Annotated in this window: 19 protein-coding genes; 10 read left to right on the forward strand and 9 right to left on the reverse strand. The window is 70.2% G+C overall.

Annotation, left to right across the window (positions count from 1 at the left end):
- Positions 1 to 12 precede the first annotated feature (12 nt).
- Positions 13 to 975 (reverse strand): metal ABC transporter substrate-binding protein, encoded by a 963-nt coding sequence (locus tag D9V36_RS29910; RefSeq protein ID WP_129296491.1) that lies wholly within the window; start codon positions 973 to 975, stop codon positions 13 to 15.
- Between the two features lie 208 nt (positions 976 to 1,183).
- On the opposite strand from D9V36_RS29910, the gene D9V36_RS29915 reads away from it, so the two are divergent.
- Positions 1,184 to 2,566 carry a glycine--tRNA ligase gene (locus D9V36_RS29915; RefSeq protein ID WP_129296492.1) on the forward strand — a complete coding sequence of 461 codons (1,383 nt, stop codon included), beginning with the start codon at positions 1,184 to 1,186 and terminating at the stop codon, positions 2,564 to 2,566.
- A gap of 387 nt (positions 2,567 to 2,953) precedes the next feature.
- On the opposite strand, the gene D9V36_RS29920 is transcribed toward D9V36_RS29915, so the two are convergent.
- On the reverse strand, positions 2,954 to 3,385 hold the full coding sequence (locus D9V36_RS29920; RefSeq protein ID WP_129296493.1) for a hypothetical protein: 432 nt from the start codon (positions 3,383 to 3,385) through the stop codon (positions 2,954 to 2,956).
- Positions 3,386 to 3,561: 176 nt separating this feature from the next.
- Between D9V36_RS29920 and D9V36_RS29925 the strand changes: the two genes are divergently transcribed.
- Together D9V36_RS29925 and D9V36_RS29930 are read left to right on the forward strand one after the other, a co-directional pair.
- Entirely contained in the window at positions 3,562 to 4,788 is a 1,227-nt protein-coding gene (locus tag D9V36_RS29925) for a sensor histidine kinase (RefSeq protein ID WP_129296494.1), read from the forward strand.
- Positions 4,789 to 4,796: 8 nt separating this feature from the next.
- Complete coding sequence (locus D9V36_RS29930) at positions 4,797 to 5,435, forward strand: response regulator (protein ID WP_129298779.1); 639 nt, start codon at positions 4,797 to 4,799, stop codon at positions 5,433 to 5,435.
- Between the two features lie 53 nt (positions 5,436 to 5,488).
- On the opposite strand, the gene D9V36_RS29935 is transcribed toward D9V36_RS29930, so the two are convergent.
- From D9V36_RS29935 to D9V36_RS29945, 3 genes are all read right to left on the reverse strand, one after another.
- Positions 5,489 to 6,169 carry a DUF899 family protein gene (locus D9V36_RS29935; RefSeq protein ID WP_129296495.1) on the reverse strand — a complete coding sequence of 227 codons (681 nt, stop codon included), beginning with the start codon at positions 6,167 to 6,169 and terminating at the stop codon, positions 5,489 to 5,491.
- A 331-nt stretch (positions 6,170 to 6,500) separates the two neighbouring features.
- A complete protein-coding gene (locus tag D9V36_RS29940; protein ID WP_129296496.1) occupies positions 6,501 to 7,364 on the reverse strand; it encodes an SDR family NAD(P)-dependent oxidoreductase in 864 nt (287 codons plus the stop codon).
- Positions 7,361 to 7,993 (reverse strand): TetR/AcrR family transcriptional regulator, encoded by a 633-nt coding sequence (locus D9V36_RS29945; protein ID WP_129296497.1) that lies wholly within the window; start codon positions 7,991 to 7,993, stop codon positions 7,361 to 7,363. The genes D9V36_RS29940 and D9V36_RS29945 overlap by 4 nt, the downstream gene beginning before the upstream one ends.
- A gap of 54 nt (positions 7,994 to 8,047) precedes the next feature.
- Here D9V36_RS29945 and D9V36_RS29950 point away from each other — a divergent pair, with 54 nt between their 5' ends.
- The 4 genes from D9V36_RS29950 to D9V36_RS29965 all read left to right on the forward strand — a co-directional run bounded on the left by D9V36_RS29950 (position 8,048) and on the right by D9V36_RS29965 (position 11,496).
- Positions 8,048 to 8,767, forward strand: coding sequence for an SDR family oxidoreductase (locus tag D9V36_RS29950; protein WP_129296498.1), 720 nt, complete (start codon positions 8,048 to 8,050; stop codon positions 8,765 to 8,767).
- A 365-nt stretch (positions 8,768 to 9,132) separates the two neighbouring features.
- Positions 9,133 to 9,408, forward strand: a complete 276-nt coding sequence (locus tag D9V36_RS29955) for a DUF2087 domain-containing protein (protein ID WP_129296499.1) — start codon at positions 9,133 to 9,135, stop codon at positions 9,406 to 9,408.
- A gap of 137 nt (positions 9,409 to 9,545) precedes the next feature.
- On the forward strand, positions 9,546 to 10,109 hold the full coding sequence (locus tag D9V36_RS29960) for a DUF1772 domain-containing protein (RefSeq protein ID WP_129296500.1): 564 nt from the start codon (positions 9,546 to 9,548) through the stop codon (positions 10,107 to 10,109).
- A 232-nt stretch (positions 10,110 to 10,341) separates the two neighbouring features.
- Positions 10,342 to 11,496, forward strand: coding sequence for a N(5)-(carboxyethyl)ornithine synthase (locus D9V36_RS29965; protein WP_129296501.1), 1,155 nt, complete (start codon positions 10,342 to 10,344; stop codon positions 11,494 to 11,496).
- 218 nt (positions 11,497 to 11,714) lie between these two features.
- Here D9V36_RS29965 and D9V36_RS29970 read toward each other — a convergent pair whose 3' ends face one another.
- From D9V36_RS29970 to D9V36_RS29980, 3 genes are all read right to left on the reverse strand, one after another.
- A complete protein-coding gene (locus D9V36_RS29970) occupies positions 11,715 to 12,296 on the reverse strand; it encodes a TetR family transcriptional regulator (RefSeq protein WP_129296502.1) in 582 nt (193 codons plus the stop codon).
- Positions 12,297 to 12,570: 274 nt separating this feature from the next.
- Positions 12,571 to 13,575, reverse strand: coding sequence for an aldo/keto reductase (locus D9V36_RS29975; RefSeq protein WP_129296503.1), 1,005 nt, complete (start codon positions 13,573 to 13,575; stop codon positions 12,571 to 12,573).
- Between the two features lie 222 nt (positions 13,576 to 13,797).
- Positions 13,798 to 15,261, reverse strand: a complete 1,464-nt coding sequence (locus tag D9V36_RS29980) for an MFS transporter (RefSeq protein ID WP_241721365.1) — start codon at positions 15,259 to 15,261, stop codon at positions 13,798 to 13,800.
- A 236-nt stretch (positions 15,262 to 15,497) separates the two neighbouring features.
- On the opposite strand from D9V36_RS29980, the gene D9V36_RS29985 reads away from it, so the two are divergent.
- On the forward strand, positions 15,498 to 16,466 hold the full coding sequence (locus tag D9V36_RS29985; protein ID WP_241721102.1) for a helix-turn-helix transcriptional regulator: 969 nt from the start codon (positions 15,498 to 15,500) through the stop codon (positions 16,464 to 16,466).
- 96 nt (positions 16,467 to 16,562) lie between these two features.
- Here D9V36_RS29985 and D9V36_RS29990 read toward each other — a convergent pair whose 3' ends face one another.
- Entirely contained in the window at positions 16,563 to 18,008 is a 1,446-nt protein-coding gene (locus D9V36_RS29990) for an MFS transporter (RefSeq protein WP_129296504.1), read from the reverse strand.
- A gap of 154 nt (positions 18,009 to 18,162) precedes the next feature.
- Between D9V36_RS29990 and dusB the strand changes: the two genes are divergently transcribed.
- Together dusB and D9V36_RS30000 are read left to right on the forward strand one after the other, a co-directional pair.
- A complete protein-coding gene (gene dusB / locus D9V36_RS29995; protein WP_129296505.1) occupies positions 18,163 to 19,311 on the forward strand; it encodes a tRNA dihydrouridine synthase DusB in 1,149 nt (382 codons plus the stop codon).
- Positions 19,312 to 19,568: 257 nt separating this feature from the next.
- The gene (locus D9V36_RS30000; protein WP_164993058.1) at positions 19,569 to 20,147 is read left to right on the forward strand and encodes a MarR family winged helix-turn-helix transcriptional regulator; all 579 of its coding nucleotides are present in this window, start codon (positions 19,569 to 19,571) and stop codon (positions 20,145 to 20,147) included.
- Positions 20,148 to 20,700 lie beyond the last annotated feature (553 nt).

Below are 20,700 nucleotides of genomic sequence, written 5' to 3' on the forward strand. Positions count from 1 at the left end.
GTCCGGTGTCCGTCACTTGCTGCCGAGCGCCTTCTGGAGCGCGGCGAGGTTGGCGCGCTGCACTCCGAAGTAGTCCCTGCCGCGGGACTTGCCGTTGATCCCCTCCAGAGGGTCGAGGACGTCGGTCTTCAGGTGCAGGTCGCCGGCCAGGGACTTGGCGGTGGCCGGGTTGGCGATGGTTTCGAAGAAGACGGTCGAGACGTGGTGCGCGGCCGCGAGGGTGTGCAGGTCCTTGATGCGGTGGGCGCTGGGCTCGGACTCGGGGTCGAGGCCGCTGATGGCCTCCTCGGTCAGGCCGTAGCGCTCGGCGAGGTAGCCGAAGGCCGCATGGGTGGTGAGGAAGGTGTCCGAGGACCGCTTCTTCAGCCCGTCCCGGAACTCCTTGTCCAGCCGGTCCAGCTTCTTCACCAGCGCATCGGTGTTCTTCTGGTAGGCGGCCCGGTGGTGCGGGTCGGCCTTGGCGAGGGTCTTGTTCACGCCCTTGGCGACCTCGGCGTACTTCACGGGGTCGAGCCAGATGTGCGGGTCGTTGCCGCCCTCGGCCTCGGAGTGCGAGTGGTTGTCGCCGGTGGTGTGGTGGTGGCCGTCGACCTCGGTGCCGTGCTTTTCGAGGGAGGTCAGCGCGGCGGCGTCGGCGACGTGCTTGTTCCCGGACTGCGCGACCGCGTCGTCCACGGCGGGCTGCAGGCCCTTGAGGTAGACGATCGCGCCGGAGTCGCCGAGCTGGCCGGTCTGCCGCGGGGTGAGCTCCAGGTCATGGGGCTCGGCGCCCGGCTTGGTGAGGTCGGTCACCTCGACGTACTTCCCGCCGATCTGCCGGGCGAGGAATGACATGGGGTAGAAGGACGCTGTCACCCGCAGCCTGCCGTCCTCGGTGCGGGCCCCGCCGGCGGGGGAGCAGGCGGTAAGGGCCAGCAGGCCGATCACCGAGACTCCGGCGAGGGCCGCGGTGGATATGTGACGGCGTATGTTCATGACACTCATTTTCAACAATGTTGGAAACGATTGTCAACAACAGGTGAGTGGGTGTGAGCGGGGCGACAACGGGGCCGGAACCGATTTGATCCAGAGGGTATGGCCGCCGGTACCCTGAACTATTCGCCCACCCGTCTCCCCACCACCCCCCATCGAGGCGTTCGGGCGCCGCCCATCCATCGTTCGTCGTCGTAATGAAGAGAGCACCGTGGCCGCCGACAAGATCGATACCATCGTCAGCCTGAGCAAGCGCCGTGGCTTCGTCTACCCCTGCAGTGAGATCTACGGCGGCTCCCGCGCTGCCTGGGACTACGGTCCGCTGGGCGTCGAGCTCAAGGAGAACATCAAGCGTCAGTGGTGGCGCGCCATGGTCACCTCCCGCGAAGACGTGGTCGGTATCGACTCGTCGGTGATCCTGGCCCCCGAGGTGTGGCAGGCGTCCGGCCACGTCGCCACCTTCACCGACCCGCTCACCGAGTGCACCTCCTGCCACAAGCGCTTCCGCGCCGACCACCTGGAAGAGGCGTACGAGGCCAAGCACGGCAAGCTCCCGGCGAACGGCCTCGCCGACCTGAACTGCCCGCACTGCGGCAACAAGGGCAGCTTCACCGAGCCCAAGCAGTTCTCCGGCCTGCTCTCCACCCACCTCGGCCCCTCGCAGGACACCGCCTCGGTCGCCTACCTGCGTCCCGAGACCGCGCAGGGCATCTTCACCAACTTCGCCCAGGTGCAGCAGACGTCCCGCAAGAAGCCGCCGTTCGGCATCGCGCAGATGGGCAAGTCCTTCCGCAACGAGATCACGCCCGGCAACTTCATCTTCCGGACCCGTGAGTTCGAGCAGATGGAGATGGAGTTCTTCGTCAAGCCGGGCGAGGACGAGAAGTGGCAGGAGTACTGGATGGCCGAGCGGTGGAACTGGTACCGCGACCTCGGCATCCGCGAGGAGAACATCCGCTGGTACGACCACCCGGCCGAGAAGCTCTCGCACTACTCCAAGCGCACCGCCGACATCGAGTACCGCTTCAACTTCGGCGGCACCGAGTTCTCCGAGCTGGAGGGCGTGGCCAACCGCACCGACTACGACCTGTCGGCGCACGCCAAGGCCTCCGGCCAGGACCTCTCCTACTTCGACCAGGAGGCCGGCGAGCGCTGGACTCCGTACGTCATCGAGCCGGCGGCCGGTGTGAACCGCGCGATGCTCGCCTTCATGCTCGACGCGTACATCGAGGACGAGGCGCCCAACGCCAAGGGCAAGATGGAGAAGCGCACCGTCATGCAGCTCGACCCGCGCCTGGCGCCGGTCAAGGTCGCGGTGCTGCCGCTCTCCCGTAACCCGCAGCTGTCGCCGAAGGCGAAGGGCCTGGCCACGGACCTGCGCAAGAACTGGAACATCGAGTTCGACGACGCGGGCGCGATCGGCCGCCGCTACCGCCGCCAGGACGAGATCGGCACGCCGTTCTGCGTCACGGTCGACTTCGACACCCTCGACGACAACGCGGTGACCGTGCGCGAGCGCGACACCATGAAGCAGGAGCGGGTCAGCCTGGACCAGATCCAGGCCTACCTGGGCGCGCGGCTGCTCGGCTGCTAGTCCTCCGCGGGGCGGCGCCGGTCCCTTTGCGGGGCGGCGTCGGTCCTTTCGCGGGGCGGCGCCTGCCTGTGACGTCAGGTGTGGCCTGGGGGCACTTCAGGTGTGACGTTGGGCGTGCCTTACGTCAGGTGTGACCTCGGGCGCGACCTCAAGCGCCGGCCGGGCTCGGATTTCTCCGGGGCCGGCCGGCGCTTTTGTCTCGGGAATGCCTCCCCGCGCTCTCGCGTTGTGGCCCGCAGGGGGCCTTCGCACCCCTTACGGGATGTGTTCGCCCGCCCCCTAGGTCCGCCGACTGCGCCGATTACCAGGGCCCGCCCCTTAGACCGCCCCCCTGGGCCCATCCCTTAGGTCGATCCCCTGGGCCGATTCCCTGGGCCCCCCGGCCTCTCACGTCCGCCGTGACGCAAGCCAGGCGCACAGGCCCGTCAGGGGTAATTCCGCCCCGACGGCCATGGCGAGGGCGGTGGCCAGCTCCGTGCCGGGGGCGGCGGTGGCCAGGTCGAGGCAGGCGTCGGCGAGGAGCAGGGCCGCCGCGGCGGCCGCGGGCGCGCGCAGGCGCGAGTCGCCGTGCAGCAGCCGGGTGCCCGCGGTGAGGAGGGCGGCAGCCTCCAGGGCGTCCAGGACGACCCAGGCCGCGGCCTCGGCGGGCGGCAGGGTGCCGGCGAGGTAGCCGAGCCACGGGAGGAGGGCGAGCCCGGCGCCGGCCAGGATCCTGCCCTGCAGCCGGCGCGCCGCGGTGAGCCGTACGGTTTCGCGGGCGCCGCGGGAGACAGGGCAACTGCCGCTCTTGAACGGGGCGTTGAAGGCGGTCAGAGTCATGGAAAGGGTCTCTCTCGGAGTCGTGAACCCGGCCCTCGGGCTCGTCGTCAACACTCCGGTTTTCGCAGGCCACCGTCAGTAACGTCGCTGTCCGACTTGGGGTGGCACCAGCTACACCCTCACTGCGGACACTGCTGTCATGGCCGCCGCGTGACCCTGCCTCCTACGGTTGGCTCATGACCGTCCCGCCCCGGCTGCGCCGGGCTCTCGTCCGTATGCGGCGTGACATCGCCTTCATAGCCGCCGGGATGACGCTGCATCTCCTCCCGCTGGCGCTGCACTTCTGGGTGGTGGTGCTGTCGCTCGGCACCGCGCTCGACCCGGACCCCGAAACGCCGGTGATGCTGGCGTTCACGCTTCCCCTGCTGGTCGTCGCGGGCTGGGGGCTGACCGGGCCGCAGCGCTGGCGGTTCCGGGCGCTGTGCGGGGTGGAGCTGCCGCGGCTGGGGTTCACGGAGGCCAAGCGGCAGTTCGGCTACAACCTGCTGCTCGGCCCGCTGCTCGGCGTACTGGAATTCCTGCTGCTGGCCCTGCTCTTGGCGGCACTGGCGGCGTCGTCGGTCCTGGTGTGGATCTGGGCGGCGCCGTGGCAGTGGCGGGCCGGTCACCCCGGCTACACCACCACGGCCTCCTACCTCACCGTGCTGGGGTTGGTGGCGCTCGCCGCGGTGCCGGTACTGGCCACCGGACTCGTCCGGCTGGAGATCCTGGCCGGGCAGGCGCTGCTGGGAGTGAGCCGGTCCGATCAGCTGGCGCGCCGGGTCGAGGACCTGACCGAGAGCCGGGCCGGTGCCGTGGACGCCGCGGATGCCGAACGGCGGCGTATCGAGCGGGATCTGCACGACGGCGCGCAGCAGCGGCTGGTCTCGCTGGCGTTGAATCTGGGGCTGGCCAAGGCCACGCTCACGGATCTGCCCCCGGAGGCGCGGGAGGTCATCGACGCCGCGCACCGCGAGGCGAAGGACGCGATCGAGGAGCTCAACAACCTGGTGCGCGGGCTGCATCCGGCCGTTCTGGACGAGCTGGGGCTGGACGCCGCGCTGTCCGGACTCGCGGCCCGCGCCCCGCTGCCCGTCCGGCTGCGGGTGGAGCTGCCGCCCGGCCTGCCGCAGCGTGCGGCACCGGCCGTCGAGACGGTCGCCTACTTCGTCGTCTCCGAGGCGCTGACGAATATCGCCAAGCACGCACGGGAGGCGACCCGGGCGGACGTGACGGTCACCCGGCTCGGCGGGATACTGCGGGTGGTGATCGCCGACGACGGTGTGGGCGGCGCCGATCCGGCCGAGGGGAGCGGTCTGAAGGGGCTCGCCCAACGTGTGCGGTCCGTGGACGGAACCTTCCGGATGAGCAGCCCCGTAGGGGGCCCGACCGTGATGAACGTGGAGCTGCCGTGCCCGATGTGAGGCGTGCCGTGATCGCCGAGGACTCCGTGCTGCTGCGGATCGGGCTGGTCAAGGTGGTGGAGATGGCCGGGTTCGAGGTGGCGGCCGAGGCGGGGGACGGGCAGGAGCTGCTGGCGGCGGTCGAGGAGCACCGGCCCGGCCTCGCGGTGGTGGACGTCCGGATGCCGCCCGGCTTCACCGACGAGGGCGTGCGCGCCGCGCTGTCGATACGTCAGAAGTATCCGGAAACCGCTGTGTTGATGCTCTCCCAGTACGTCGAGGAGCGCTATGCGGCCGACCTCCTCGCGACGAACACCAGCGGCGTCGGCTATCTGCTCAAACAACGGGTCGCGGATGTCGAGGAGTTCATCGAGGCGCTGCGGAGGGTGGCGGCCGGCGGGACGGCGCTGGACCCGCAGGTCGTCGCCCAGCTTCTGGTGCGCCGCTCCAGCGATCCGCTGGAGCGGCTGACGGCCCGCGAACGGGATGTGCTCGCCCTGATGGCCGAGGGCCGCTCCAACGCGGGCATCGCCGCACAGCTCGTGGTGAGCGAGAGCGCGGTCGCCAAGCACATCAACAACATCCTCGCCAAACTGGACCTGCCCAGGGCGGACGCCGATCACCGCCGGGTGCTGGCGGTGCTGCGCTTCCTCGGGGTGGGCGGTTAGCGGGCATCCCCTGGGGGCGGTGGAACGTCCAGTGGTTGAGTGCGGTGGAGCATCTAGTAGTGGAGTGCGGCGAACCAGTCGCCCCGGCCCTGGCGGGTGAGGTCCAGCAGATGCCATACCGGGCTGAGCAGGTCGATGCCTCGCTGGTCGATGTCGTCGGACATCCGTGGGTGCACCGAGTAGACATGGCGTACCGACCCGTTGTCGTCGCGGGTGAACACGGACACCGTCGAGTCCTGGTTGCCCTCGGCGTCCTCGCCGCCCAGGCCGTATTTGAAGGTTCCGGACCCGGCGCTGAGCAGGCGCAGATTCGTCCACTTCCGGTCCCGGGCGTGCGCCCGGAGCGCGGGCAGGCCGGCCGCGGCGACGATCGCGAGGTCGACGTTCTGCGCGACGTGGCGGGCCACGCCGTTGAATCCGTCGAGCCACATCGTGCACATGGGGCACGGCTCGGTCTGCTTCTTGCCGTACATGAGGTGGTAGACGACCAGGTCACGACCGGGCCGGGTGAAGAGCTCACTCAGCCGCACGGTCCGTGCCGGCGCGTCACCGGCCTCCAGGTCGGCCGGGCCCTCCTCGAACGCGTAGTCATCGACGGCAGGGCCCAGCGGCAGCCGCCGACGCAGGCCGGCGACGCGTTCGCGATGGCGCATCAGCTCGATCTCGGCTTGCCGCAGCTCCTCACGGGCGCTGACGTAGTCGGCCGGCTCCCCGGTGAGATTGGTCTGACGCATCGCTACCCCTGGCTCAGCGGCTGTCTGCTTCTGGCGGGCGCCCTCTGCTCTGGCACCTCTGGCCCACCAAACGTATGTCTGCGCACCGGTTCACCAGGCTGCGAAACGACAAGGACCGGGTCGGTGCACTCCTACGGATCAACCGAACTCCAGCGGACGCGGCCTTGCTGCGGACGGGCGGACGGACGGGCGGACGGGCGGACGGGCGCTGCGCCTCGCGGGTGAGCGCGGTCCGGCCCTGGGCGGTGGGTGTTCGGCCCCGGGCGGTAGCTGTCCGCGGCGGCCATTGCCTCGACCCGTCGTGCTCACTATCGAGCCCAGACGAAACGGCTCATTTCACCGGCCCCGGCTTCCGCGGCACTCCACGATGCGGGCTCTCGGCCATGGTGAGTTTCAGACTCGCCTGCCACAAGCGCCGTCGGGCTTCGCTGTCGTATGCCTGGGAATGGGCGCGTGTGTCGCGGGTGCGGTTGTAGAAGCGTCCGGTGGTACCGGCGAGTTCCGGATCGGTGACGAGCCGGTGAGTGGCGGTCACTCCTTGGTCCAGCGTGTCGATGCTGTGTCCGACCTCGGCAAGGACGATTTTGGTCGGCATGTAGGTGGCGGGGTGCAGGCTGTTGACTGTGACCTCGTCGGTGTTCAGGCGTGCGGCGAGTTCGAAGCCGGACATGATCTGGGCGAGTTTGCTCTGGCCGTAGGCTCGGGTGCCGTCGTAGTCGCGCTCCAGCATCAGATTGTCGAAGTCGAGCGGGTGCTGGCCGATGGAGGCGACGTGGACGACGCGAGCCGGTGCTGACGCGCGCAGCAACGGCAGGAGTTCGAGGGTGAGCAGGAAGCCGGCGAGGTAGTTCACGGCGAAGCGCAGCTCATGGCCGTCCGTGCTGGTGCGGCGGGTACGGCCGTCAGGTTGCCCGCTGCCGATTCCGGCGTTGTTCACCAGGGCGTCAAGCCGGTCCACCGATGTGCGAATCTCAGCGGCCATGCGGCGGACCTGGGCGAGGTCGGCCAGGTCCGCGGTCACGGTCCGGGGTCTGAATGCGCTGCGGCCCGCGAACTCGTCTGCGACGCGGTCGAGTTTGGCCTGGTTGCGGCCGTGCAGGATCAGGTTGGCGCCCTCGGCTGCCAGGCGTTCGGCCAGGGCCAGGCCGAGGCCGTCGGTGGCGCCGGTGATGAGGATGGTGCGGGAAAGGGTCATTGCTGGTCTCCCAGGTCGATCGCCGTGTTGATCGGGGGTGGTGCAGCCTGTGCGAGGGCGGCCGTGAGGTCCTCGACCAGGTCGTCGCCCATGGGCCGGCGTGTGGCCAGGAGGCGGTACCACAAGGTGCCGAACACGACGTCCATGACGGTGGACGCGGCAGGACGGGGCGGCAGGTCGCCCCGTGTCCGGGCTCGATCGAGGACGACCTGGAGCGCGTCGCGCCGCCGCTGCAGAAAAGTGCTGCGGAAGAGCCGGCCGAACTCCTCATTGATCTGGGCCTCCGCCATCAGCACGCGCAGGATGTCGACGACGCGCTGCCGGCCGCCGAGCCGGAACGTGTCCTCCAGGAAGGCCCGTAGATCGTCGGCGTAGGAGCCGTGGTCGACGTTCGTGATGTACAGGTCGGCTTTCACCGCGAGCGCTTCGAGGAGAACGTGGGCCTTGGAGGGCCACCAGCGGTAGATCGTCTGTTTGCCGCATCCGGCGCGGTTGGCGATTCCTTCGATCGTCAGGCCCGCGTAGCCGACCTCGCCGACCAGTTCGAACGCCGCGACCAGGAGTGCCATCCGGCTCTCCTCGCTGCGCTTGCGTCCCGGGCGTGACTCCGAAGGCAGTTGCTTGTCCATGACTACGGAGGCTAGCTTAATTCGAGACGCAACGGTTCGAAATGAGGAGACGTCATGTTTGAGCGCACTGCCCTCGTGGCCGGGGGAACGTCCGGTATCGGGCTCGCAACGGCCCGTCTGCTGCGGGCGCGTGGCGCCACGGTGCACATCGCCGGCCGCAGCAAGGAGCGCCTTGACGCCCTTGCCGCCACCGACGCCGAATTCATCGGGCACCGGGCCGACGCCGGGAGTCCTGACGAGATGAGGGCCCTCGCCGAGGCGATCGGCAGCATCGATTGGCTGGTCCTGGCGGCCGGAGGAAGCGAAGGGCCGGGGCCGTTAGCCGATCTTGACCTGACGATGCTGCGACGCGCGTTCGAGGCCAAGTTCTGGCCGCATGTCACGACGATCCAGGCGGTCCTGCCGCACCTGACACCGGACGGGTCGATCACCCTGCTCAGCGCCATCACCGCGCGGACCGGTATGCCCGGCACCGCCGGCATCGCCGCCCTCAACGGTGCCGTCGAGGCCCTGGTCAGGCCGCTGGCCGCGGAACTCGCACCGATACGAGTGAACGCCGTCTCTCCCGGGCTCGTCGACACGCCCTGGTGGAACGGCCTGCCGGAAGACACCAAGCGCGAGTACTTCGCGCAAACCGCCGCCACTCTGCCGGTCCGCCACATCGCCTCGGCGCAGGAGATTGCCGAGGTGGTGGCCCTGGCCGCCATCAACGCCAACCTCACCGGCACCATCATCGAGGCCGACGGGGGCGCGCGGTTGGTCTCGATCGCCTGATCTGCTGGACGTCCAGACGAGACCACCTGCGTTGTGTCTCTCCGATCACGCTGGTTGTCCCGTGGCTCCGCCACCGCGACGGGCCCTGGAGGCATCGGCTCCAGGGCCCTGGGGGATCATCGCGGTGAGTGCTCCGGACTCGTTTTCCTGAACCGGGGTGTGTTCGCCCCCGAGGCTTGGTCCTGGCTGATCACATGAGCCGGGGCCCGGGGACGGGCGAGGTGAACCGAGGAGTGCGGCTGTGGCTCGCTTGCCGTCGTACGTCTCGCTCGTGAAAGTGCGCCGCCGGGGCCTGTGAAAGTGCGTGGCCCGGTCCCCATGAAAATGCGTTGCCCGGGTGTGGGGCGGCGGGGGAGGCTTCCTGCATGTCTGAGCATGAGTCGAGGGGGTCACAGGGGGTGGCCTCTCTCTTTTCCCGGGGGCGGCTCACGGCGATTCCGCGGAAGGCGGCCCGCCGTGAGCAGTTGCTCGTGCATCTTGCGGAGACGCTGTTCGAGCGGGACCGGGAATACAGCGAGCGTGAGGTCAACGAGGCGCTGCTGACGGTGCACGAAGACTGCTCGGCGCTGCGGCGCTACCTCGTGGTGGCGGGCTTGCTGGCCCGGCCGAAGGACGGCAGCAGTTACCGGAGGACCGGGTAGCGCCTCTTCCGCCGGGCCGGGTGTTCCCGGGGTGGCGCCCACCGTTGCGCCCCGGGGCTTTGCCGACAGGCCCTCGCGGGCTCCGAAGTGGCGGCCGGCGTCGATAGGTTCGTTCCACGCACGGACACGGAGGAGCCATGAGAGCCCTGCAGACCGTCACGCTCCTGGTCGCGACCCTCGGCGCGGGCCTGATGGCCGGCCTGTTCGCCGCCTTCGCCTATGCCGTGATGCCCGGCCTCGGCCGGTCCGCCGACCGGACCTTTGTGCAGGCCATGCAGAACATCAACCGGGCGATCGTCAACGGCTGGTTCCTGCTTCCCTTTCTGCTGCCGGTCCCTCTGCTCGTCCTCGCCACGGTCCTGGCCTGGAGCGGGCCAGGGCAGGTGGCCCTGCCCTGGATCCTCGCGGCGCTGGCGTTGTACCTGGCAGGCTTCTTCGTGACCGGCGGTGTCAACGTCCCGCTCAACAACGCCCTCGACAAGGCGCTCGGCAACGCCGCATGGGATGACGGTCGCACCGGCCGCGGCAGCCCCGGAAGCCCCGGTCTCCCGGCCGACCGTCCAGATGCGATCAAGGCCGCGCGGGGGAGCTTCGAGGGGCGTTGGGTCACCTGGAACATAGTGCGCGCGCTCGCCCACACCGCCGCCTTCGGCGCACTTGCCTGGGCCCTCTTCCTGCACGGCACGGCGGGCACGAGCTGAGGGAGCCGCCCGAGGCCGGTGCCCGAGCCGACGACCACTGGCAGGCGGGCAGGCCCTCTTGGCGGCGCAGACCCAGTCGTTGCCGGGTCGTTGCGTGCCGCGTGCCGCGTGCCGCGTGCCGCTTAGCGCAGACGCATGCCGTTGCCGCCGGGCGCCCGGACGGAGGAGTTCTGCCGGGCAGGGTCCCCGCACGCCGGGTGTGTGTTAAACAGGGAGTAATCAAAGGGGTACTTTGCAGCAGCTCAAGCTCGGAATCATGTCGCAGACCCGTAAAGAGAACGAGCACCGTCTGCCAATCCACCCAGCGCACTTCGGACGCATCGACGCCGACCTCCAGTCCAGCATCTATCTGCAGACCGGTTACGGAGAGTACTTCGGCGTCCCGGACAGCCGGCTCGCACCGTTGGTCGCGGGTTTCCGCTCACGCCAGGAACTGATCGCCGAGTGTGATGTCATCCTGCTCGCCAAGCCGCTGCACGAGGATCTGGCGGAGCTGCGGGACGGGCAGGTGCTGTGGGGGTGGCCGCACTGCGTGCAGGACGAGAAGGTCACGCAGGCCGCCATCGACCGCAGGCTCACCGTGATCGCCTTCGAGGCGATGCACCACTGGACCCAGGAGGGTTCGTTCAACCTGCACGTCTTCCACAAGAACAATGAGCTGGCCGGCTACTCATCGGTGCTGCACGCCATGCAGTTGACCGGTGCGACCGGTGACTACGGCCGCCGGCTGCGTGCGGTGGTGATCGGCTTCGGTGCCACCGCACGCGGCGCGGTCACCGCGCTCAGCGCGCTGGGCGTTCACGACGTGGACGTGCTGACCGCCCGCGGTGTCACTGCCGTCAGCTCACCGATCCACTCGGCGCGGATCGTGCACTTCGACCACGACGAGGCTGACGACACCCTCGACCCGCGGCGCAGTATCGCGCTCACCGAGGACGGCCCGGAGCCGCTGGCCGATTTCCTCGCCCGGCACGACATCATCGTCAACTGCGTGCTCCAGGACACCGCGGCGCCGCTGATGTTCCTGATCAAGGAGGACCTGCCGAAGCTCGCGCCCGGCACCCTCGTCATCGACGTTTCCTGCGACGAGGGCATGGGCTTCGCCTGGGCCCGGCCAACCACCTTCAACGCCCCGATGTTCACCGTCGGCGACCACGTCCGCTACTACGGCGTGGACCACAGCCCCTCCTACCTGTGGGACGCGGCCACCTGGGAGAACAGCGAGGCGCTGATCCCGTTCCTGCGGTCGGTCCTCGAAGGACCGGCGGGCTGGGACGGTGACGGCACGATCCGCCGGGCGATCGAGATCCGCGGCGGCACCGTCCAGAACCCCGCGGTCCTGGCCTTCCAGCACCGTGCCGAGCAGTATCCGCACATGCTGCTCTGAGCCGGCGCCGCCCGGCCGGCGGCGTACCAGCACCTGGTACGCCGCCGGCCGGGCGCTCGCTTCGGTCGCCGGGACCGGCACGGGTCAGCACCCAGGCAGGTCACGCCGTGCCCCTTGCACGGGAACCCGGTGAATGTACGGGGGCACCGCGCTGGTTCCAGGGTGTTCCAGGCCTCTCCTTGAACGCCGCGAGGCAGAAGGAGCTTTGACGACAGCCCTTAGCCGCGCAGGCCTCGGAGGACCAGGTCGCGGACGGCCTCGAAGTCGGCGGTGATCTCGGGGCGGGACCACTCGGGGGCGTAGCACGGGTCGTGGAAGCGGCCGGTGGCGTCGAAGACGGCGCGGGCGGTGGTGGCGGGGGAGGGGGTGTGGAATGTGCCCTGGCTGACGCCGGCTTCGATGATGGTGGTGAGCTGGGCTTCCAGATCGGTGACGTGCCGGTCGACCACTCCGCCGCTCTCGCCGATCAACGTCATATAGGTGGCGAAGAGTTCGGGATCGTCACCGGCCTTGTGCCGCTTGGCCTCGAACAGGGCGGTCAGCCAGCGGTCCAGACGCTCCGGAGCCGGCCCTTCCGTCGCGACGATGACCGAGAGCTCCTCGCTCGTACGGTCCAGCCAGCGCTCCGTGACCGCCTCCCGCAGCGCCGCCTTCGTGCGGAAGTGGCGGTAGACGCTGCCGTGGCTGACGCCCAGGGCGCGCGCCACGTCCACGACCGTGGCCTTGGCCGGGCCGTAGCGGCGCAGTACCTCCTCGGTGGCTTCGAGGATGCGCTCAGGGGTCAACGTCTCGGGCGGCATGGGGCGGTCGGCCTTTCGGGAGGGGCGGGGCGGGGAGGGGCTGGGTCTGCGAGCGGTGCCGGTGGCACACCAGGTGGGTGTGCCGGCACCGGCACGGGCATGGGCGCCGGTCCGTAGGTGCGTGGGTACACCGGATTCGTGCGCTGGATTCGTGCGCCGGATTCGTGCACCGGGTTCGTGTGCCGGATCCGTGCGCTGGGTCCGTATGGACGGTACCTGTCCCTGTTCCCATCCCTGCCCCGTACCCGCTCCTTCGGTCACGCCGCCCCCGGGGTCAGTGCTCGCTGTCCAGGTGGGCCATCTGGTCGGTGGGGTAGCGGGCACCGGCGGCGGCGCCGGCGGGGACGGCGCGCTCGATGGCGGCCAGGTCGTCGCCGTCGAGGGTGATCTCCAGGGCGCCGAGTGCCTCGGTCAGGCGGTCGCGGCGGCGGGCGCCGACCAGCGGAACGATGTCCTCGCCGCGGGAGAGCACCCAGGCAATGGCGGTCTGCGCGACCGAGATGCCCTTCTGCTCGGCGATCTTGCGCAGTGCGTCCACCAGGTCGAGGTTGCGGTCGAGGTTCTCGCCCTGGAAGCGCGGGCTCCTGCCGCGGAAGTCGTTCGCGGCGAGCTTGCGGTCCTGGCTGAAGTGGCCGCTGATCAGACCGCGGGACAGGACGCCGTACGCGGTGATGCCGATGCCCAGTTCGCGGGCGGTCGGCAGGATCGCCTCCTCGATGCCGCGGGAGATGAGGGAGTACTCGATCTGGAGATCCGAGATCGGGGCGACGGCGGCGGCCCGGCGCAGGGTCTCCGCGCCGACCTCGGAGAGGCCGATGTGCCGGACGTGTCCGGCCGCGACCAGCTCGGCGATGGCGCCGACGGTCTCCTCGACCGGGACGTCCGGATCGATCCGGGCGATCCGGTAGATGTCGATGTGGTCGGTGCCCAGGCGCTGGAGGGAGTACGCGGCGAAGTTCTTCACCGCGTCCGGCCGGCCGTCATAGCCGGTGAAGCCGCCTTCGACCGTGCGCAGGGCACCGAATTTGACGCTGATCTGCGCCTTTTCGCGGGCCGCCGCGGGGGCGGTGCGCAGGGCTTCGTTGATCAGCAGTTCGTTGTGACCCATGCCGTAGAAATCGCCGGTGTCGAGCAGGGTGATGCCCGCGTCGAGGGCGGCGTGAAGGGTGGCGATGGACTCGCTGCGGTCGCTGTCGCCGTAGAGGGCGGACATGCCCATGCAGCCGAGTCCGAGGGCGGAGGTCCGTGGGCCGGTGGTGCCCAGGGTGCGGGTCTGCACTGCGTGCTCCTGGAGGACGGGAGGGACGAGGGGGAGGGGGAGGGGAGAGAAAGGAGAAGGGGGTCAAGGGGGGAGGGATGAGGGCGGGGCTGCTGCCCTGCCACTGCTCCGTCCTCACTATGACATGACGACTGACAGATTTCAATAATTGTCAGCCGTCATGTGTAAGTCGCGCCCGGTCTCCCGTCGTTTCCCGCCCGCGTCCGTCCGCGTCCGCCCAGGTCAGCGCACCTGGCGGGGCAGGCGCAGTGCGAGCAGTGTCGTGCCCGCGACGATCGCCAGTTGCGTCAGCAGGGCGGCGAGCATCGCGTCGCGGATGCCGAGGGACGGCATCAGGGCGAGGAAGAGCGTGCCGAGGGTGGCCACGCCCAGCGCGAGGCCGGACTGCTGGGTGGTGACCATGACGCCCCCGCCCACACCCGCCTGCGCCACCGGAAGTTCGCTCAGCACGATGCGCATCAGCACCGGCAGCACCAGGCCCTGCCCGAGGCCCAGCACGGCCATGCTCGACGTGAGTGAGGCCACCGATATCCCGGGCCAGCCCGTGTGCACGGTCAGCGCCAGGGCGATCAGGCCGGTGCCCTGGATCAGCGAACCGGCGATCACCACCCGCCGCCCGAACCGCATCACCAGCCGCGGACCGGCCAGCGAGGCGAAGAAGAAGGTGACACACAGCGGCGCCAGGGACAGCCCGGCCGCGAGCGGGCCGTAGTGCAGCCCGTTCTGGAGGGCGACGGCGACGACGAACATAAAGCCGCCGAAGCCCAGCGTGAACGGGATGATCATGGTGAGTCCGCTGTTCACGGAGGGGATGCGCAGCAGCGAGGGCGGGACGAGCGGGGTGCGGCCGGCGCGTTCGGCCCGGCGCTCGACGAGCAGGAAAGCGGCGGCGGCGAAGGGGAACACGGCCAGCAGGACCCAGGACCACACGGGCCAGCCGGCCGCCCGGCCCTCGGTCAGCGGCAGCAGCAGGGTGATCAGGGTGGCGGCGAGCAGCACGGTACCGGGGCCGTCCACCCGGCTCGGGTGCGGCGACCGGGTCTCGGGCACCGTACGGGCGGCCAGCAGCCAGGCCGCGGCGGCGATCGGGACGTTCACCAGGAAGACCGCGCGCCAGCCGGTGCCCGCCAGGTCGGCGGAGACCAGCAGGCCGCCGAGCACCTGGCCGACGGCGCTGGCGACACCGGCCGTGCCCCCGTACAGGCTGACGGCCTTGGCACGCCGCTGGCCCGTGGTCGTGGCCTGGATGGTGGCCAGCACCTGCGGCAGCAGCAGCGCGGCCGCCGCGCCCTGGGCGACCCGGGCGGCCACCAGCGTCCCGGCGTCCGGCGCGAGACCGCAGGCGAGCGAGGTGAGGCCGAAGGCGGCCAGGCCCCACAGGAACAGCCGTCGGCGGCCGATCATGTCGCCGAGCCGGCCGCCGAGCACCAGCAGCATGGCGTAGGCGACGCCGTAACCGGCCACCACCATCTCCAGCATCGCGGGCCCCGCGTGCAGGTCGTGGTCGATGGTCGGCAGCGCGACATTGACGATAAAGAAGTCGATCATGGGTAGGGCCGCGCCCAGCAGCACGGTCAGCAGGCCGAGCGGGGTCAGCACGGTCGCGGCCGGCTGCCGCTGCGCGGCGGGGCCGGTCGCGGCCGGTACCGCCGGGATCTCCCGGGTATCCGAGGCGGTCGGTGCCATCCGTGCCGTCGGTGTCATCGGTGCGGCCGGGATCCCCGGGGCCTCCGGGATCGCGGCATCCGCGAGGGCGGCCGGGGCGCCAGGGGGTGCGGCCGGGGCTTCCGTAGTGGTCGTCAGTGCTCGGGTATCGCTCACGGAACCGACGATCGTCGACCGCTCAGGCTGGTACCAGAGTGTCCTTATCCTGGTACCGGTGCTACCTGGCAACCGGCTGCGGACTGCGGCACCCTGGAGCCATGACCGTGGACACGCCCTCGACGCAGACTGCCACAGGCCCTGATGGCGCCACTGCCGCACGGCATGCCGTCGGACCGCGGCCCGCCACCACCCCGCGCGACGATGCCGCCCGCCGGGCCGAGCTGGCCGCTTTCCTGCGCAGCCGGCGGGAGCGGATCACACCCGAGCAGGTCGGGCTGCCACGGGGCACCCGCCGTCGCACCCCCGGACTGCGCCGCGAAGAGGTCGCGCACCTGGGCGCCGTCGGGGTCACCTGGTACACCTGGCTCGAACAGGCCCGGGACATCCACGTCTCGCCGCAGGTCCTGGACGCGGTCGCCCGTGCGCTGCTGCTCGACCGCGCCGAACGCAGTCATCTGTTCGCGCTGGCCGGAGCGATCGACCCGACGTCGGGCACGGAGTGCACCGGGATCACGCGCGAACTGCGGCAGATGCTGCGCCAGTTGGAGCCGTTCCCGGCCGTCCTCCAGAACAGCCGCTTCGACATCCGCGCCTACAACGCCACATACGGCCGTCTGATGTGCGACCTCGACGCGCTGCCCGAGGAGGACCGCAACTGCATGTGGCTGGCGTTCACCCACCCCGAGTGGCGGGCGAGCGTGGTCGACCTGGACGCCACGATGCGGGTGATGGCCGCCAAGTTCCGGGCGTCGATGGCCGAGCATGTCGCGGAGCCGGCCTGGAAGGCGCTGGTCGCACGGCTGACGGAGGCGTCGTCCGAATTCCGGGAGATCTGGGCACAGCATGAGGTCATCCGCCCGATGAGCTCCCTCAAGCTCTTCCGGCATCCCCGGGTGGGCACGCTGCAGCTGTCCGCAACGAGCCTGTGGACGGGGCCCAACCCCGGCCCCAAGCTGCTGTTCTACACGCCGGTCGACGAGGTGACCCGGGAGCGGCTGGAACTGCTGGCGGCGGAGGCTGCATGGTCGGCGCGGTCGGCGGAGCCCCCGGCACTCGTCACGGCCTGAGGGGCACCCGGAGAGACCCAGAGACCCAGACCCAGAGGCCCCCGGCTCCGGCCCCCGGCCCTCCGTCCTCGGCACCCCGACCATCCGCCCCGACGACTAGGACCGCGCGTCCGCCGCCTGCTGCCCCCGTGCCCCGTCGTCGAACAGCATCGCCGTGCGGTCGGCCGTCGCCCTCGCCCACCGGCCCGTGGTCAGGGCCCCGAGCAGCAGCACGGCCGCGCCGCAGCCGGCGATGATCCACCACGCCGGGCGGCCGGCCGCGACAAAGGCGTCCGCGGAGGCGGCGGCGTGCGCCCCGCCCGCCAGTACGGCGCCGATCACCGCGACGCCGAGCGACTGCCCGACCTGCCTGCTGGTGGAGGCGACGGCGGCGGCCACCCCTGCCTGGGCACGCGGCATACCGGACACCGCGGTGTTGGTGATCGGGGCGTTGACCAGGCCGAATCCGATGCCGAACAGGACATAGCCGGTGAACAGCAACGCATTCGTGGACTGTGCGTCGAAGGCCGCGAAGAGCAGCCCGCTCGCCCCCATCGCCGTACCGGCGAGGAGCAGCGGGAGCCGGGGCCCCCGGTTGCCGACCAGCCGCCCCGACACCGGCGCGAAGATCAGCGTCATCCCGGCCATGGGGAGCATGTAGAGACCGGCGTCCAAAGCGGACAGGCCACGGATGTTCTGCAGATACAGCGTGTTGATGAAGAGGAAGCCGGCCAGCGCGGCAAAGGCGCACACCGCCACGACCGTGGCGCCGCTGAACGGCACGCTGTGGAAGAACCGCAGATCGATCAGGGGTTCACTACGGCGCCGCTCGTAGGCGATCAGACCGGCCAGGGACACCACCGCCACCAGCACCAACACCAGGATCTCGGGGGACGTCCAGCCGGCGTCCGGGGCCTCGATGATCGCGTACGTCAGCGAGCCGAGCAGCGCGATTACCAGCAACTGGCCGACCGGGTCGACGCGGCGCGGCTTGGGAGCGCGGGATTCCGGGACGTAGCGCAGGGTCAGGAAGAACGCCAGCGCCCCGATCGGGACGTTGATCCAGAAGATCGAGCGCCAGCCGACGCTCTGCACCAGCAGCCCGCCGATCACCGGCCCGGCCGCCATGCTGATGCCGACGACCCCGCCCCACACCCCGATCGCGCGGGCCCGCTCCCGGGGGTCGGTGAAGGTGTTGGTGATGATCGACATGGCGACGGGGTTGAGCATCGAGCCGCCGACCGCCTGCACCATCCGGAAGACCACCAGCCACTCCAGCCCCGGCGCCAGGCTGCACAGCAGCGAGCCGGCCGCGAAGACCACCAGCCCCACCAGGAAGATCCGGCGCCGGCCGAGCCGGTCGGCGGTGGAACCGGACAGCATCAGCAGCGCCGCCAGGACCAGGGTGTAGGCGTCGATCGTCCACTGCATACCGGCGACCGAGGCGTGCAGCTCGTGCTGAATGGACGGCAGGAGGATGGTGTTGTCGAGGCTGACGATCAGCAGGCTCATGCAGCAGACCGCCAGCACCAGGAGACGCCGTCGGCGGCTGAGATCAGGCATGGTTGAACGCTACAACGATCCCGGGTGCCCGGTCCTGGCAGGGCCACTCCCGGGGTGCGGGACAATGGGAGATCGCGGTGGCCGGACCGCCCGTACGGCCGCGGCTCGCCCGTCCCGCCGAAGGAAGCCGAAGAAAGCCGAAGGTATCGCCGTCATGACTCTGCTGCAGATCGGTCCGCATACGGTGCAGCCGCCCGTGGTGCTCGCGCCCATGGCCGGGATCACCAATGCCCCGTTCCGGACGCTGTGCCGGGAGTTCAGCGGCGGCAAGGGCCTCTTCGTCAGCGAGATGATCACGACGCGGGCGCTGGTCGAGCGCAACGAGAAGACCATGCAGCTGATCCACTTCGATGAGACCGAGAAGCCGCGTTCGATCCAGCTGTACGGCGTCGACCCGGACACCGTCGGCAAGGCCGCCCGCATGATCGCGGAAGAGGACCTCGCCGATCACATCGACCTGAACTTCGGCTGCCCGGTCCCCAAGGTGACCCGTAAGGGCGGCGGCTCGGCGCTGCCGTACAAGCGGAACCTGCTGCGCTCGATCCTGCGCGAGGCGGTGGCGAACGCGGGGGCCCTGCCGGTCACGATGAAGATGCGCAAGGGCATCGACGACGACCACATCACCTTCCTCGACGCGGGGCGGATCGCCGCCGAGGAGGGCATCACGGCGATCGCCCTGCACGGGCGGACCGCGGCCCAGCACTACGGCGGCACCGCCGACTGGGACGCCATCGCGCGCCTGAAGGAGCATGTCCCGGAGATCCCGGTGCTCGGCAACGGCGACATCTGGTCGGCCGACGACGCGCAGCGGATGATGCGGGAGACCGGCTGCGACGGGGTGGTCGTCGGGCGCGGGTGCCTGGGACGGCCCTGGCTGTTCGGCGATCTGGTCGCCGCCTTCGAGGGCACGGGTGCCGGGGGCGACGCCTCCCAGGGGTACGCGCAGCCCACGCTCAAGGAGGTCGCGGCGGTGATGCTGCGGCACGCCACCCTGCTCGGCGAGTGGATCGGCGACGAGAAGCGCGGAGTGATCGACTTCCGTAAGCATGTCGCCTGGTACACCAAGGGCTTCTCGATCGGCTCCGAGATGCGCCGCGGCCTGGCGGTGACCTCCTCGCTCGACGAGCTGGACGCGCTGCTGTCGGAGCTGGACCTGGACCAGCCGTGGCCGGTGGGCGCGGACGGCCCGCGCGGCCGCACCTCCGGCCGCAACCGCGTCGTCCTGCCGGACGGCTGGCTGGACGACCCCTACGACTGCGCGGGCGTGGACGCCGACGCGGAGCTGGACACGTCGGGCGGCTGACGCCGGCCCCTGGTGCACGGCCCGGCATCTCCCCCCCGTGTGGCGGAGGTGCCGGGCCCGCTTTCGTACCGAAGCCGAGGTGCGCCCACTCGGAGGCACGCCTCAGGTGTGCGGGGCGTGTCGGCGGGCGGACGATCCTCACCCGCCGCTACCGTTTGAGTCCATTTTGAGGCCATATAGGCACTGGGTGTCACCTGCCGGGTGCATGCGGGCGCCGGGCACCTACGGACCGGGCGGAAGCGGGGGGAGCTGTTGTGGTGAGCGGGCGCCGTTCCCTCGCGGATACGGAGAAGGCGGTCCAGGCCAGACTCGGTGAGACCCCCGTCCCCGTCTGTCATGAGCGGATGGCCGCGGTCGCGAGCCTCTACCGTGCCGCGGCCGCCGTACGGCAGTACTTCGAGAACTCCGTATTGCGCGACGCCGAGCTGTCCTGGACCTCCTTCGTCGTGCTGTGGGTGGTCTGGATCTGGGGCGAGCGGGAGACGTGGCGGGTCGCCGAGGACGCGGGCATCTCCAAGGGCACGCTCACCGGCGTCGCCCGCACGCTCCAGGGCCGCGGCCTGCTGGAGCGCAGGACCCATCCGGCCGACGGGCGGCTCGCCCTGCTGTCCCTTACCCCCGAGGGCGAGCGGCTGATGATCAGGGTCTTCCCGGAGTTTCACACCGAGGAAGCCTTTGTCACCGAGGCCCTGAGCGACGACGAGGCGCTGGACCTCGCGGATCTGCTGGGCCGGATCGTGCTGCAGGTCGAGACCCGGGGCGCGGAGCGGCGCCTGGAGCTGCTGGACGGCCAGGACCCCCGGCCGCGACGGAGCGGACGCCGGGCCAAGGGGTGAGAGGGGCCAGGGGAGGCGAGGGAGGCGAGGGGCGGTCGATAGCCGTGGGGCGAGAACTTGGCCCGATGGCGACGCCCGGATCCGCCGGCCGCAGGGGACCGGGTGCGTGTCCCGGTCGATGTCTTCCGTGAACGGGTCGTCGAGCGAGAGGCTGAAGAGGTCCAAATGATGGGACCCGGTCACACATGAGCGCGTGATTCTCGCCACCCCTGATAGGGGTTGCGCTCAGATGAGCGCTACCGATGGGGCTCCATCTCTCCAATGGTGGCACCGGGTGCCATGCGTCATGTGTTCGAAGGATTACGCCATCCGTTGCTCTGAGTAGCATACAAAGCTGTTTTGACTGCGTAGCGGAGTGATGCATTCAGGTAATGAAGTTACGCCCGAATGCATGATCACTTTCGATCCAGTGGCGGACGGCTGGTTACGCACGTATGTCGACCAAGTGGACGTACCCATGCGCCTTCGATCTGGGTATGTTCCTCGCCGTCAGGGCAGCCCGTCGGCGAGGAGTCAGTGCCGTGCCGGAAACGCAAGATCCCCACGTAACCCA

Origin of the sequence: Streptomyces lydicus, from assembly GCF_004125265.1 — a bacterium.
GTDB lineage: Bacteria > Actinomycetota > Actinomycetes > Streptomycetales > Streptomycetaceae > Streptomyces > Streptomyces lydicus_C.

Coding starts and splice junctions, on each gene's coding strand:
- D9V36_RS29985 (WP_241721102.1), top strand. CDS start 15,498: ATGACCGTGGACACGCCCTCGACGCAGACTGCCACAGGCCCTGATGGC.
- D9V36_RS29920 (WP_129296493.1), bottom strand. CDS start 3,385: ATGACTCTGACCGCCTTCAACGCCCCGTTCAAGAGCGGCAGTTGCCCT.
- dusB (WP_129296505.1), top strand. CDS start 18,163: ATGACTCTGCTGCAGATCGGTCCGCATACGGTGCAGCCGCCCGTGGTG.
- D9V36_RS29990 (WP_129296504.1), bottom strand. CDS start 18,008: ATGCCTGATCTCAGCCGCCGACGGCGTCTCCTGGTGCTGGCGGTCTGC.
- D9V36_RS29960 (WP_129296500.1), top strand. CDS start 9,546: ATGAGAGCCCTGCAGACCGTCACGCTCCTGGTCGCGACCCTCGGCGCG.
- D9V36_RS29940 (WP_129296496.1), bottom strand. CDS start 7,364: ATGACCCTTTCCCGCACCATCCTCATCACCGGCGCCACCGACGGCCTC.
- D9V36_RS29955 (WP_129296499.1), top strand. CDS start 9,133: ATGTCTGAGCATGAGTCGAGGGGGTCACAGGGGGTGGCCTCTCTCTTT.
- D9V36_RS29950 (WP_129296498.1), top strand. CDS start 8,048: ATGTTTGAGCGCACTGCCCTCGTGGCCGGGGGAACGTCCGGTATCGGG.
- D9V36_RS29970 (WP_129296502.1), bottom strand. CDS start 12,296: ATGCCGCCCGAGACGTTGACCCCTGAGCGCATCCTCGAAGCCACCGAG.
- D9V36_RS29980 (WP_241721365.1), bottom strand. CDS start 15,261: ATGGCACCGACCGCCTCGGATACCCGGGAGATCCCGGCGGTACCGGCC.
- D9V36_RS29925 (WP_129296494.1), top strand. CDS start 3,562: ATGACCGTCCCGCCCCGGCTGCGCCGGGCTCTCGTCCGTATGCGGCGT.
- D9V36_RS29935 (WP_129296495.1), bottom strand. CDS start 6,169: ATGCGTCAGACCAATCTCACCGGGGAGCCGGCCGACTACGTCAGCGCC.
- D9V36_RS29910 (WP_129296491.1), bottom strand. CDS start 975: ATGAACATACGCCGTCACATATCCACCGCGGCCCTCGCCGGAGTCTCG.
- D9V36_RS29945 (WP_129296497.1), bottom strand. CDS start 7,993: ATGGACAAGCAACTGCCTTCGGAGTCACGCCCGGGACGCAAGCGCAGC.